Origin of the sequence: Mycolicibacterium arseniciresistens (assembly GCF_030519285.1) — a bacterium.
Classification (GTDB): Bacteria; Actinomycetota; Actinomycetes; order Mycobacteriales; family Mycobacteriaceae; genus Mycobacterium; species Mycobacterium arseniciresistens.
In genome coordinates, this window is sequence record NZ_JAUMSQ010000014.1 from 1 (window position 1) to 13365 (window position 13365).

At 68.1% G+C, this 13365-nt stretch carries 14 protein-coding genes; 3 read left to right on the plus strand and 11 right to left on the minus strand.

The window, feature by feature from the left end; translation table 11 throughout:
• The 4 genes from Q2100_RS03740 to Q2100_RS03755 all read right to left on the minus strand — a co-directional run.
• On the minus strand, positions 1-479 hold a 479-nt coding region (locus Q2100_RS03740), incomplete at its 3' end, for an alcohol dehydrogenase catalytic domain-containing protein (RefSeq protein ID WP_302912906.1).
• Positions 480-484: 5 nt separating this feature from the next.
• Positions 485-1531 (minus strand): phosphotransferase family protein, encoded by a 1047-nt coding sequence (locus Q2100_RS03745; RefSeq protein WP_302912869.1) that lies wholly within the window; start codon positions 1529-1531, stop codon positions 485-487.
• The gene (locus tag Q2100_RS03750) at positions 1528-2829 is read right to left on the minus strand and encodes an acyl-CoA dehydrogenase family protein (RefSeq protein WP_302912870.1); all 1302 of its coding nucleotides are present in this window, start codon (positions 2827-2829) and stop codon (positions 1528-1530) included. Before Q2100_RS03750 ends, Q2100_RS03745 begins: the two co-directional genes overlap by 4 nt.
• 14 nt (positions 2830-2843) lie before the next feature.
• The gene (locus tag Q2100_RS03755) at positions 2844-3500 is read right to left on the minus strand and encodes a TetR/AcrR family transcriptional regulator (RefSeq protein WP_302912871.1); all 657 of its coding nucleotides are present in this window, start codon (positions 3498-3500) and stop codon (positions 2844-2846) included.
• Positions 3501-3575: 75 nt separating this feature from the next.
• Here Q2100_RS03755 and Q2100_RS03760 point away from each other — a divergent pair, with 75 nt between their 5' ends.
• Positions 3576-4100: a VOC family protein gene (locus Q2100_RS03760; protein ID WP_302912872.1), complete on the plus strand. Its 525-nt coding sequence runs from the start codon at positions 3576-3578 to the stop codon at positions 4098-4100.
• Between the two features lie 30 nt (positions 4101-4130).
• Here Q2100_RS03760 and Q2100_RS03765 read toward each other — a convergent pair whose 3' ends face one another.
• The 3 genes from Q2100_RS03765 to Q2100_RS03775 are packed head-to-tail and all read right to left on the minus strand — an operon-like array spanning position 4131 to position 6769.
• Entirely contained in the window at positions 4131-5087 is a 957-nt protein-coding gene (locus Q2100_RS03765) for a TIGR03564 family F420-dependent LLM class oxidoreductase (RefSeq protein ID WP_302912873.1), read from the minus strand.
• Positions 5088-5096: 9 nt separating this feature from the next.
• Positions 5097-5840, minus strand: a complete 744-nt coding sequence (locus Q2100_RS03770) for a hypothetical protein (RefSeq protein ID WP_269893524.1) — start codon at positions 5838-5840, stop codon at positions 5097-5099.
• Positions 5837-6769, minus strand: a complete 933-nt coding sequence (locus Q2100_RS03775) for an NAD-dependent epimerase/dehydratase family protein (protein WP_269893523.1) — start codon at positions 6767-6769, stop codon at positions 5837-5839. The genes Q2100_RS03770 and Q2100_RS03775 overlap by 4 nt, the downstream gene beginning before the upstream one ends.
• 145 nt (positions 6770-6914) lie before the next feature.
• Here Q2100_RS03775 and Q2100_RS03780 point away from each other — a divergent pair, with 145 nt between their 5' ends.
• The gene (locus Q2100_RS03780) at positions 6915-7664 is read left to right on the plus strand and encodes an alpha/beta fold hydrolase (RefSeq protein WP_302912874.1); all 750 of its coding nucleotides are present in this window, start codon (positions 6915-6917) and stop codon (positions 7662-7664) included.
• A gap of 18 nt (positions 7665-7682) precedes the next feature.
• Here Q2100_RS03780 and Q2100_RS03785 read toward each other — a convergent pair whose 3' ends face one another.
• From Q2100_RS03785 to Q2100_RS03795, 3 genes are read right to left on the minus strand one after another with little or no spacing between them, the layout of a single operon-like run.
• Positions 7683-9395: a nitric oxide reductase activation protein NorD gene (locus tag Q2100_RS03785; RefSeq protein WP_302912907.1), complete on the minus strand. Its 1713-nt coding sequence runs from the start codon at positions 9393-9395 to the stop codon at positions 7683-7685.
• 53 nt (positions 9396-9448) lie between these two features.
• On the minus strand, positions 9449-10267 hold the full coding sequence (locus tag Q2100_RS03790; protein WP_269893521.1) for a CbbQ/NirQ/NorQ/GpvN family protein: 819 nt from the start codon (positions 10265-10267) through the stop codon (positions 9449-9451).
• Positions 10268-11431, minus strand: a complete 1164-nt coding sequence (locus Q2100_RS03795; protein ID WP_302912875.1) for a spirocyclase AveC family protein — start codon at positions 11429-11431, stop codon at positions 10268-10270. It abuts the gene before it with no gap.
• A 134-nt stretch (positions 11432-11565) separates the two neighbouring features.
• Here Q2100_RS03795 and Q2100_RS03800 point away from each other — a divergent pair, with 134 nt between their 5' ends.
• Positions 11566-12168, plus strand: coding sequence for a TetR/AcrR family transcriptional regulator (locus Q2100_RS03800; RefSeq protein WP_269893519.1), 603 nt, complete (start codon positions 11566-11568; stop codon positions 12166-12168).
• Positions 12169-12172: 4 nt separating this feature from the next.
• On the opposite strand, the gene Q2100_RS03805 is transcribed toward Q2100_RS03800, so the two are convergent.
• Positions 12173-13339 carry a spirocyclase AveC family protein gene (locus Q2100_RS03805; RefSeq protein WP_302912876.1) on the minus strand — a complete coding sequence of 389 codons (1167 nt, stop codon included), beginning with the start codon at positions 13337-13339 and terminating at the stop codon, positions 12173-12175.
• Positions 13340-13365 lie beyond the last annotated feature (26 nt).

A 13365-nucleotide genomic window follows, 5' to 3' on the forward strand; every position in this document is an offset into this window, starting at 1 on the left:
CCGAGCGTCACCGCGGCCAGCCCGACGCCGCCACCGGCGCCCAGCACGATCAGCGGGTCGCCCGCAACTATCCGCGCCGTCGAACGCAGCGCGTGGTAGGCGGTGCGGTAGGCCACCCCGAACGCCGCCGCGGCCCGCATGTCCACACCGTCGGGGATGCGCTCGACACCGTCGGCGCCCACCGCCACCTCCTCGGCGAACGCGCCGTACATCCCGGTGCCGCGCACCCGGTCGCCGACTGCGAATTCCATTGTCTGCGGCCCGCATTCGACGACCGTCCCGGCGAACTCGCTGCCCGGCACGAACGGCGGCGCGACACTGAGCTGGTAATCGTCGGCGATCAGCAGCACGTCGGGGAAGTTGACCGCGGCGGCGTCGACCCGCACCCGCACCTGCCCGGCCGACGGCGAGGGCGCGGGCAACTGCTCGATGCGCACCACCTCCGGCGGCCCGTACCGGGGGCAGACGGCGGCTCTGATCATCGTCACCGGTAGTCGGTGGATTCGGCGAGTTCGGCGGCCGAGGCCATCAGCGCGGGCACGATCGGACCGAACGCCTGCAACTTCTCGTCGTCACCCGCACGCTGGTAGCCCTGTTCGAGCACGATCGCGAGCTTCCAGCGGGCCAGCACGAGGTAGTAGTCCAGGTCGTCGACCTGCCGTCCAGAGACGTCGGCCCAGTGCGCGACGACCTGGTCGCGCGACGGCATCCCGCGCATGTCGACGTAATCCATCCCAGAACCGCTTCTGGGGGCCTCCGGCGCTACGGCGTCGACCGGCCAGCTCTGCACCATCCACGCCAGGTCGAGCTTCGGGTCGCCGACGGTGCCCATCTCCCAGTCGACGATGGCGGCCATCCGGGCAGGCCCGCCGTGGCGGTACATGACGTTGGCGAACTGGTAGTCGCCGTGCATCAGGCCGGGCACGAAGTCGAGCGGCCGGTGGGCACGCAGCCACGCGGTGGCGGTGTCGAGGCCCTCGATGTCGCGGCCCTTGATGCGCTCGAAGAAGCCGGTCCAGCGGTCCACCTGACGCTCGTGGAATCCGTCGGGGCGGCCCAGGTCGGACAGTCCGCGACCACGCCAGTCGACCTTCGACAGCAGCGCGATGCCCTCGGCGAGCTGATAGGCCAGGCCGGGCCGGGCGGCCGGGTCGGAGTGGAACGGTTCGGGCCAGTCCCGCTGGTCCATCGGCGACCAGCCGTCCACGAAACCCATCAGATAGAACGGCCGGCCCAGCACCGCCGGGTCGGCGCACACCCCGATCGCGGCGGTGTGGGGCACCTCGGTGCCGTCGAGCGCCTCGATGATGCGCCACTCCCGCAGGATGCCCTTGTCGCGGTCGGGCGGTGCACCGGGAGGGGGCATGCGCAGCACGCATTGTGTTGCGCCGCGGCGGATCTCGTAGATCACGTTCTGCGTTCCGCCGGACAGGAAGCGGGTGTGCAGCGGCTCGCCCGCACCGGGCAGCGCGGCCTCGTCCAGCCATGCGGAGAGTCGCGCGGTGTCGAGCCCGCCGTCCGGGTCGGTCACAGGTTGCCGACCTCGGTTTCGAGGAAGTCGGCGTACTTGGCTCGGGCCGCCTCGCGTTTGCGCGGAATCCACTCGGTGGGCCAGACGTCGTCGGTGGGCTTATAGTCGCGCAGCACCTGCTTGGCCACGGTGGTCTTGTGCACCTCGGTGGGCCCGTCGGCCAGGCCCATCACCGCGGCGCCGGTCACCATGCCGAGGAACGGCATCTCGTTGGTCACGCCGAGCGCGCCGTGCACCTGCATGGCCCGCCAGGCGATGTCGTGCAGCACTGTCGGCATCGCCACCTTGACCGCGGCGATGTCCTTGCGGACCTTCTTGTAGTCGCTGTACTTGTCGATCTCCCAGGCCGTGTAGAGCACCATCAGCCGGAACTGCAGCAGCTGCGCGTACGAGTCGGCGATGTAACCCTGCACGAACTGCTTGTCGGAGAGCCGGCTGCCCTGGGTCTCTCGGCTGAGCGCCCGCTCGCACATCATGTCGATCGCCTTGCGGGCCAGGCCGATCGTGCGCATGGCGTGGTGGATGCGACCGCCGCCGAGCCGGGTCTGCGCGATGACGAACGCCTGGCCCTCGCCGCCGAGCAGCGCCTCGGCGGGCACCCGGACGTTGTTGTAGTGGATGAGGGCGTGGCTGCCCTCGTTCTCGCGCTCGCCGTAGAGGCCGACGTTGCGCACGATGTCGACGCCGGGCGTGTCGGTGGGCACCAGGAACATCGACATTCCCTGGTAGGCACTGACATCCGGATTGGTCACCACCATCACGATCAGGAAGGACGCGGTGGCGGCGTTCGACGAGAAGAACTTCTGGCCGTTGATCACCCAGTCGTCGCCGTCGCGCACCGCACGTGTGCGGAACAGCGTCGGGTCGGCGCCGGCATGCGGCTCGGTCATCGAATAGCAGGAGAACAGTTCGCCCTCGAGCAGCGGGCGCAGGTAACGCTCCTTCTGGGCGTCGGTGCCGTAGTGCGCGATGATCTCGGCGTTGCCTGTGTCGGGCGCCTGGCAGCCGAACACGATGGGAGCCCACTGCGAGCGGCCGAGGATCTCGTTGAGCAGCGCCAGCTTCAGCTGTCCGTAGCCCTGACCGCCGAGGTCGGCGCCCAGGTGAGTGGCCCACAGCCCGCGGCGGCGCACCTCCTCCTTGAGCGGGCCGATGACCTTGCGCCGGTTGGCGTCCAGCGGCATGTACTGCTGGTGCGGGAAGGCGAGGTCGAGCGGTTCGACCTCCTCGCGGACGAACTCGTCGGCCCAGTCCAGCACCTTCTGGTACTCGGGGTCGGTCTCGAAATCCCACGCCATCGTGGTCTCCTTCGTTATCGGGTTTCGGCCCGGTTGTGGCCGGCGATCAGTGCCGTGATGTCCACTCCGACGACCTCGGCGAACGAGCGGCCGCCGAAGGCGCCCGCCGCCCAGTGCCGGGCGCCCTCGCTGACGAGGGTGTGGGCCAGGTAGGCCAGGTGCGTGACGTCGACGTGGTCCGCCAACGTGCCGTTGCGCTGCGCCGTCGCGAACAGTTCGGTGAACATCCCCGCCTCGTCGGCGACCGGTTCCTCGCCCGCGAGGATCCGGTGCTCGTGGCGATAGCCCTCGAGGATGGCGGCGATGACGAGTTCGGGAGGGTTGCGCGCCATCGACCTCTCCAGATCGGTGAGCGCGGCGGCGATCGCCGCGGACAGCTCGAACGGCTTGTCGATCATCGTGAGCACGGTTCGCCTGGCCGACTGTGTCGACATCACGCCGACTTCGAACAGCACGTCCTCCTTGCGCGGGAAGTAGAAGTAGAACAGCGCCTTGGAGACTCCGGCCGCCTTGCAGATGTCGGCGACGGTGGTTGCGCCGTACCCGTTCGTGCGCCACAACGCCATCGCCGCCTGCACCAGCATGCGCTTGGTCTCCCGCGACCGCGCCTGTTGCAGCGACGTCCGGCGCTGACCACGGTCAACCGCCGTCCGACCGTCTGCTACCGCCATGAACGCCGAATCTAGCAGCATTCTCGCATTACACAAGAGTTGACCGATGACTAACTTCAGCCGTACCGTCGACTGGTGCCCGAGTCGCCGTTCGCCGGTCCGGTCCGCCAGTTCGGCTACGTGGTGGACGACTTCGATCGCGCCCTGGACGGCTGGCTGGCCGCCGGAGTGGGGCCGTGGTTCGTGCTGCGCGGGCTGCCGCAGGCGGGTCTGTACCGCGGCGAGCCGTGTGAGGTGACGCTGTCGATCGGGATGACCAACATCGGCGACATGCAGATCGAGGTGATCCAGCAGGAGGACGACGCGCCGTCGGTCTACTCGGAGTTCCTGGCCTCCGGCCGCCACGGGTTACATCAATTGGCGTGGTGGGTCGACGACTTCGACGCGGCGCTGAACGGCGCCGCGGACCGGGGATGGCCGGTGGTGTGGTCCGGCGGGCAGGACGTCGGTGTCCGGTTCGCCTACGTGGAACCGCAGGCGGGTCCGGCGGCGATCTACGAGATCACCGAACGCAGCGACGCGATCGTCGGCCTGGACGCGACGCTCCGCGCCGCCACCGCCGACTGGGACGGCACCGATCCCATCCGCAGGCTGAACTGACTGTCGCGGACACTCGCGGCGAAGGGGTGGTCAGAGTTCGGCCGCCAGCGAGGCCACGAACTGCTCTGTGCGGCGGCGGGATTCGCGCCTCGCCGCAGGATCGGCGCCGAGGGGGACCACCCGGGCGGCGAGGTCGGTGACACCGGCGTCGCGGTAGCGGCGCAAGCGGGCAGCCACCGCCGACTCGTCACCGGCCGCCATGGTGTCGCCGACATCCTGTGCGTCGCCGTGCTCGAGCAGGCGGACGTAGTTGGGGGAGAAGTCGGCATGCCCGAGCACCTCGCTGGCGTACGCGCGGGCCTCGTCCACCTCGCCGTCAGCGCACAACGCCACCGGCACGCCCGCGACGATTCGGGGCGCCGGGCGGCCCGCGGCGTCGGCCGCTGCGTTGATCCGGGGGGCGATGTGGCTGTCGATCGTGCGTTCGTCGGCCATCCACAGGATGGTGCCGCCGGCCCGCTCACCGGCCAGCCGCAGCATCACCGGTCCCAGCGCGGCGATCAGCATCGGCGTGGTGAAAGTGTCGGTGACGTCGATGGTTCCGTGCACGCGATGGCCGTCGTTCTCCACGTCGACCGCACCGGGGCCGGACAATGCGGCACCGAGCACGTCGAGGTACTCGGCCACCTGCCGGGCCGGCCGGTCGTAGGACAGGCCGAGCTGCCCGTCGATGATCCAGTGATGCGACGGCCCTATGCCGAGCGTGAACCGCCCGCCGCACGCCACCTGGGTCGTCAAGGCCTGCTGCGCCATGATCAGTGGGTGCCGGGTCTGGATGGGAACGACGGCCGTGCCGAGTTCGATGCGTTCGGTGACCCTGCCGAGCAACGCTACCGCTGTCATCGCATCGAGATAGCCGGGCACCTGGGGGAACCAGAACGACGCGAAACCGGCGCTCTCCGCGGCTGTTCCGTCGGCGAGCAGGCCGTCGAGCCGGTCTGCGCGCGGGCGTTCCCGGTCGGAACCGACCATCAGACCGATTCTCATCGGATCTCGCTACGGCACATGACGGTCCCATTCGTGCGGCACGACGATGTGAAAGGGTGCGGCCAGCAGCGGGTCGGCGTCACCGGCAGCCCAGCGGCGTTTCAGCACGGGCGCCAACCGCCCGGCGACGACCACCGGGTCGTCGTCGGTGAAGCAGTAGGTGAGCACCTGTCCGTCGTCCGCACTCGCGAGGCTCGCGTCCACCCGGTGTGAGGTGGCGGACCAGGTTCCGGCCACGCCGTCGACATCGGTGAGTGCGGCCGGCGCCCGGTCCCCGGCCTCCAGGATCAGCACCACACCGCGGAAGGGCCACCACGGCAGCACATCTGCGCCCACCTTGATCCGTGCGGCCGCCGACTTGTCGGTCACGGTGTAGACGCCGCGCTGAACCGGTGGCAGCAGCGCCAGTTTGCGACCGCCGTCGCCGAGCGCAGTGGACAGTTCGTTGAACGCGGTGAGGCCGGTCCGGTCGGTGAAGAAATAGGTCATCACGTGGTCGATCGCCTCGAAGCGGTCGTCGCCTGCCGGTCGTGCAGCGCGGCACTGTGGTGTCGAGACCAACCGCACCGACGCTCGCACGCCCGGCAACCGGTGCTGCTCGGGCCGGTGGTCGAGGGTGTGCCAGCGCAGGTACTCGGCGTCGTGGCCGTCCGGGTGGCGGCGCGCCATCGAGACGAACAGGGTGCTGATGTCGCCCCGGCCGGCGGCGAGTACGCCGTCCAGCTGGTCCGACGGTGTTCCCGGCAGTGTCACTGGGTTCCTCCGTAGGTCGGGGCATGGGCCTCGGCGAGTGGGATCTCGGGGTGACGCGCCGCGACCATCCGCCGGAAGCCCTCGCGCCACGGCACTTTCGTCCGGCCGAGGATCTGGTGCATGCGCGTCACGTCGGGCCACAGCGGGGTGTGCGCGTCGGCCCGGTAGTCGAAGACCGGCTCGACGCCGACCAGCGATCCGAGGTAGGCGCAGTAGTCCTCGACGCTGACGGTCTCGCTGCCCGCCCAGTTCACCACCACCGGCGGGGTGTCAGCGACCTCCATCGCGCGGATGCCGAACTCGACGTAATCGTCCTCGTAGATGGGGTTGTAGTTGTTCGGCCGGTCCGGATGCAACCGAATCGACTTGCCGGCCAGCATCATCTCCAGCCGGTCGGCGGGGGCCCCGCCCTCGGGCCCGTACGTCGAGCAGATGCGGATGATCGTGAGCGGGATGTCGAACCGCTGCGCGATCCAAGTGCACACCGATTCGGCGGCGACCTTGGAGAAGCTGTAGTTCGCACGCAGCGGAACACCCGGCGGGTCGTCCTCCCGCAGCGGCCGCCGGCCCTGGTAGCCGTAGATGGAACCAGTCGAGCAGAAAACGAAACCCTTGACGCCCCGGCAGTGGTGCAGCAGGTCGCCGGAGTGCTGGGCGTTCGTGGTGACGCACCGGACCCAGTCGTCGGCGCCGGTGTCGACGGCGGCGTGGAAGACGTAGGTGAAATCGTCGGGCAGCCCGGAGAAGTCGCCGGTGCTCATGTCGAGCGCCAGGGGAGTGATGCCTGCGGCGGACAGCTTCTCCCGGTCCGCGGGGTCCCGCAGGCGCGCCGCGCCCCACACCTCGTTGCGTCCCGCCAGGGCGCGGGCGATCGGGAAGGCGATCTTGCCGGTGGCGCCGGTGACGAGGATCTTCTCCGAGTCGAGCATCCCTTCAGTCTTAGCGCACCACGACGAAAATGTTAAGTACTTGATACCTTGCGGTGGTGCAGGTGACGTGCACGGCATGGGCCGGGGTGTTGCGGGATCGCCGAAGGGCTGTGTCGGCACGCTTGCGCCATGGGAGGATCGTGACGTGACTGTGGTTCTGGTGCACGGCAATCCGGAGACCGACGCCGTATGGGGTCCGCTCGTCGCCGCGCTCGGGCGTGCGCATGTCGTGCGGTTGTCGCCGCCGGGGTTCGGCGCTCCCCTCCCGAGCGATTTCCCGGCCACCTACCTCGCCTACCGCGATTGGCTCATCGACGAGCTGGAGCGGATGGATCAGCCCGTCGACCTCGTCGGGCACGACTGGGGCGGAGGCCACGTCGTGAACGCCGTGATGCACCGGCCTGAGCTCGTGCGCAGCTGGGCGAGTGACGTCGTCGGGCTGTTCGATCCCGAGTATGTGTGGCACGACATGGCCCAGGGGTTCCAGACGCCGGGGGACGGCGAGCAGCTGGTCGCGATGATGCAGGACGGTTCGGTGGATGACCGGGCGCAACAGCTGGTCGCGTTCGGCATTCCGCTCGACGTGGCGACGTCGTTCGCCGCGGCGCAGGGCCCGGAGATGGGTCGGGCCATTCTGGAGGTCTACCGGTCCGCGCGCCAGCCGGCGCTGGCGGACGCCGGAAAGGCACTGGAGAAGGCCGCGGCCCGGCCGGGACTGTCGCTTCTGGCCACCGAGGATCCCTTCGTCGGCACCGAGGAGATGCGGCGCCGGGCGGCCGACCGGGCCGGCGCCCGCACCGAGGTGCTCGACGGGCTGGGGCACTGGTGGATGGTGCAGGATCCCGCCGCAGGCGCCGCGGCACTCACCCGGTTCTGGGACTCGCTCGACGGGTGACCGGCAGGCCGCCGGGTCTCACACCCTCGCAGGTTTCGGCGCCGCGAGCTCTGCGAGTGCGGACATGAACAGCTCGTCCATCTGCGGGCTGAGTTCGGCCAGGACCGGCGCGCTGGCGTAGCTGGCCGAGCCGAAGACGCGTTCGAGCACATCGGTGCCCGTGGACGCCCCGATGGAAAGGCACAGGCAGGCAACGCCTTCGGTGCGCAGCTCCTCGAGGGCCTTGCTCGCGTCGGCTTCCGCGTAACGACCTTCGTATCCGTCGTCGTAGGGGAAGCCGTCCGAGAGGACCAGCAGCAGCCGGTTCGGCGTGCCCGCCTCGTTCTTCAGCACCTCTCCGGCGCCGCGGATCCCGGCGCCGAGGCGGGTGTAGCTCGCCGGCTCGAGCTGGTTGAGCCGGGCCCGTCCGACGGCGCCGAAATTCTGGTCGAACGTCTTGATGGCCGGCAGGTGCACGGCGTGGCGGCCCTGGGAGCGGAACGCGTAGACGGCAACACGGTCACCGAGTTCCTCGAGTGTCACGGCCAGCGTGGCGGCCGCCCGCCGCTGGTGGTCGTGCACGGCGAGGCCGTCCGAATCGGCGTCGACGGCGGACCCCGAGGCGTCGATCAGGATGAGCACACCGAGATTGCGGGCGAGTTTGCGGCGCTCCAGATAGACGTGTTCGGCTCCGGAGAAGCCCGACTGCAGGTCGACGAACAGGTCGATGAGCGCCTCGATGTCGAGGTCGTCACCGTCGGCGCGGCCGCGCAGGACCTTCGGGCCGAGCCCGACGCGGGCCAGGCGGCGCCGCAGCACGTCGTCGTGCGCGACACCGGCATCGGAGACGTCGGCGGTGACGGTCAGTGGGAAGTCGATCACCCGGCACCAGTCGGGCTTGTACCGGTCGTTGAAGACGTCCCACTCCGGATACAGGGCGCCGCCGACGCCCACGGCTGCACCGGGTTTGCCGTCGTCGGTGAACTGGATCCGGGTGGGCAGGGGACGGGCGTTCGCCCCGATCTCCTGCACCCGACGGGTGGAGCGCACCGTCATCTCCGCGCCCGCGGCGCCCTCTCCGGGGGAGCGTGATCCGCCGAACATCTTGCGCATGTAGTCCGACATGGACTGGTTGTTGAAGATCGGGCTCTCGAAGAGCTTGAGGATCTTGCTGTCCCCTGCCTTGCCGCCGTCCTCGTCCTCGTCTTCGTCGCCCTCTTCGGATTCGGGCATGTCGATGGGATCGAACTTCAACTCGAGGTCTTTGTTGGTGGCCTGGCCACCGGGTCCGGCGGGCGCCGCGAGCAGCCGGGAGGGCTTGATGGCGCCGAACCACTCCGGTGGATCGGCGACTTTCGCCCGGCTCCTGGCCACCTCGAGTGACTCCTCGGCGCTCGCCGTGGCGGCGTGTGCGTCCGGGAGCAGCGCGGCATCGAGGGGAATCTGGCGGGCGAGGTCGGCGAGGACGCGTCGACCTTCGAGAGCCAGATACCGGCGTGCCAACGTCGCGCGTGCCCGCAATCCCTTCACCAACCGCGGATCGAGGCTGCCCGCGCCGAGAAGCGCCGCCTGCACCAGCATTTCCCGGCGCTGCTCCTCGACCGATCCACCGGCCGAGACGAAGATGAACCGGCCGTCGGTGTGTGCGGGCTGGCCGGCGGGAGCCTCGATGACGTCGACGGACCTGCCGGCGATGTAGGTGGCGAGGAAGCGGAACCGGTCCGGGTTCTCCGGCGCCGGCGCCAGGGGCACCTCCTGCCCGTGGTGCAGGGAGATGACCGAAAAACCCGCGGCGGCAGCGTCGGTCACGTCTGTGGCAGGACCGTGTTGACGAGTTCGTCGAGCGCGCGGATGACGTCGTGGTCATCGGAGAGCACCTGGACGACGGCGGCGTGGACGGCGCTGCGCAGGCTCAGACCTTCGGCCGCGAGGCCGCCGGCGAGGATCAACATGCGAGTCGAGGACACCTCTCGCAACGGTGAGCCGTCGAGGTTCCGGATGGCGTACGCGAGTTTCACCAGAGCACGTGCAGTCTCGATGTCGATGCCGGCCTCGTAGGCCACCACCTCGGTCTCCACGTCGGCGGCCGGGTAGCCCAGTTCGATGGCGATGAAGCGCTGACGGGTGGACTCCTTGAGGTTCTTCAGCACGCTCTGGTAGCCGGGGTTGTAGGAGATCACCAGCTGGAAGCCGGGCGCCGCCTGCAATGTGGTGCCGAGGCGGTCGACGGGCAGCTCCCGGCGGTGGTCGGCGAGCGGATGGATGACCACAGTGGTGTCCTGGCGGGCCTCGACCACCTCATCGAGGTAGAAGATGGCGCCCTCGCGCACCGCCCGGGTCAACGGTCCGTCCACCCAGACCGTCTCCCCGCCCTTCAACAGGAACCGGCCCACCAGGTCCGCCGACGTCATGTCCTCGTGGCCGGCGACGGTGATCAGATCCCGGCCCAGCTGGTGGGCCATCGCCTCGACGAATCGCGTCTTCCCGCAACCGGTCGGGCCTTTCAGCAGCACCGGCAGCCCCCGGCGGGCGGCCGCGCGGAAGACCTCCACCTCGTCGCCGACCGCACGGTAGAACGGTGCGTCCGGCACGGGTGTGACCACCGCGGATGTACTGTTGCGCATCTATTCTCCTCGCTCGAGCGGTACGTTCACGGGAAGCTTGACGCCGTCGGGGAGGACGAGCTCACCGTCGTGGTTGATGTAGCCCGAATTCGTCAGGGGCATCGGTAGCGCGGGGTCGGGACACGGCCGGTCGGTGTCCTCACCGCAGATCCCCATCAGGAAGTACGAGCGCTTCAGGATGTCATCCGGCCACGGGTCCTGGTGCATGGCGAAGAACTGCGCCGGGATGTTGTAGAACACGAAGAAGAAGGTGCTGCACGCGGCGAAGATCGCCAGGAAACGGGTGAGCTGCTGCTTGACCATGCCGCCGCGGACCTGGTCGAGTCCCCGCTCGACGAAGGTCCGGCCGCGGTCGTCGGTGAAGTAACGCATGCAGCACAGGCCCGCCTGAACCCCGCCCCACATGAGTCCTTCGTAGAGCGGCCACTGGTAATAGGTGCCGGCGTTGACCGACAGCGCTTGGATCGCGCCCGGGTAGGTGAACAGACCCATCGGCATGAGGAACAGGCCCTCGATGACGAAGTCGAAGAAGAAGGTCCAGGCGATCACCACGCCGATCAACCCGAAGGTGTTGATGTTGGGAAAACGCTTCTTGGCCAGGCGCATCACCGCGCAGCCCAGCATCGTGCACAGCAGGACGAAGAAGTAGCCCGGGGCGTTCATCAGGACGGGTTCGGCCATCATGGCGCCCGGTTCGCCGTAGGACACCCACCCTGGAATGTCCTGGACCCATGAGCCCATGTTCCACATCCAGGTGTTGTACGTGCTCCACGTGCTGAAGTAGTTCAGCAGCGGATCCTGGAACCACAGCAGGCCGCAGGAGACAAAGAGCATGCCGTCGAGGGTGATTCGCCGCTCCCGGCGCCACGGCCGGATCAGGAACCACCAGATGGCGACCGGCAGGCCGACCACGATGACGGCGGTCCACGTGAAGAGGATCGCCTTCATGAACGTCGGCGGATCGGTCGGGCCTGCGGGAACCCGCTCGAAATTGGGCCCGCTGATCCAGCGGATCCACACGTACAGCTGGAAGGCGAGGATCACACCGCCGACGGCGGCCCACACCCGCACCGGCGTGATCTTCCTCTGCGGCTGCGCACCGAGCGCCGCGTCGCTGAGCGATTCGGTGAGAACGGGTTTCCGCTTGCTGGACAGATCGCTCACGACACCGTCACCTCCGCACTTGTCGATCCCATGGACCTCACAGCTCCCTCCCGAAGTGGCCGATGCGTCGAAAATATACCAGTCAGTATCTAGATGACCAAGGGTTCGAAAAGAATCTGTGGCAAAATTGACGCATGGTCGAGCCGATGACGCGCGAGCGACGCCTCGAGCGCACGCGCTCACTGCTGCTGGATGCCGCGGAGCAGGTGTTCGCCGAACGCGGTTTCATCCCTGCGACTCTCGATGACATCGCCAAGGCGGCCGGCTACTCGAAGGGCGCGATCTACAAATACTTCGCCACCAAGGAAGAACTGTTCCTGGCTGCGAGCGACCGGTATTGGCGCCGGTATTTCGACAAGTTCGCCGAGGTGATGTCGTCCTCGGACCACATCGGGGCACGCGAACTCGAAGACATCGGTGAGCGATGGCGTCAGCTCAGCCGTGACCGTGGCGCCGAGCACGCGGCACTGGGCCTCGAGTTCAACCTCTACCTGCTGCGCAACCCCGAGGCGCGGGAACGTGTGTCTGCCAAGAGGGCCGAGGTCGTCGACCATCTCGCCGGCTACATCGTGGAGGGTGTCGAGAAGCTCGGTGCGACCCTGTTGATCCCGGCGGCCACCTTCGCCCACATCATCATCGCCACGACCGACGCCGTCGAGTTGGGCAGCCACCTCGACGGCGTCGATCTCTACCAGCCGATCGTCGAAATGTACGTGTCGGCAGTCAAGATGCCCTGACGGGTCACCTGCCCGATTGGATGGGAACGACGGGTGGCACCTCGACCCCCTCGGGGAGTACCAGCTGTCCGTCATGGTTGATGTAGCCGGAGTACTTGGTGGGCACCGGCAGATCGGGATTCGGGCACGGTCGATCGGTTCCCTCGCCGCAGATGCCGGGGTTGAAGTACGAGCGCTTCTGCACGTCCTCCGGCCAGGGGTCGCCGTGCATGCCCAGCCAGGTCGCCGGGACGTTGTAGAAGAGGAAGAAGCACGCGCTGACACCGCCGAAGATCGCCAGGAAGCGAACGAACTGTTGCTTGACGGCTCCGCCTCGGATGCTGTCCAAGCCGCGTTCCACCAATGTGCGTCCCCGGTCGTCGGTGAAGAAGCGCAGGCAGCACAGCGCCGCCTGGACGCCACCCCACATCAAGCCCTCGTAGATCGGCCATTGGTAGTACGTACCGGCGTTGAACGACAGAGACTGGATGGCGCCGGGGTAGGAGTAGAAGCCGATCGGCAGCATCACCAAGGCCTCCATGACGAAGTCGAAGACGAAGGCGATCGCATAGGTGACAAGCACCAGCCTCAGATTGCTGATCTCCGGCCAACGGTTCTTGATCCTGCGCATGAGCCAACACCCGACGATGGTGATCAGCAGCACGCCGTACATGTAGCCGGGGATGTTGGTCAGCAGCGGTTCGGGCACGGTGTGGCCCGGTTCCTCGTGCGCCACCCAGCCCGGAATGTGCGGTGCCCAGGAGCCCCGGTTCCACAGCCAGGCGTTGTACGTGCACCAGGTGCTGTAGTAGTTGAGCATCGGATCCTGGAACATCATCAGGCCCATCGACACCAGCAGCATGCCGTCGAGCGTGACCCGCCTCTCCCGCACCCAGGGCCGGATGAGGAAGAACCAGAGCGCGGCCGGCAGGCCGATCCACAGCACGACGGCGTTGGCGATCAGCGGGATCTGCATGTACATCGGTGGCTCGCTCGGACCTCCGGCCACCGGCTCGAAGAAGGGTCCGCTGACCCACCGGACGAACACATAGATCGTGTACGCCAGGAACAGGGTGCCTACCGTCGCCCAGATCTTGATGGCGTTCGACGAGCGCGGAGTCTCCGTTCCTGAGCCGAGGGCACCGCTCAACGATTGAGTGACAACGGATTTCCTGTTCGACGAATCGCTCACGAGCGCCTCCTGAAACGTGCGTCCGA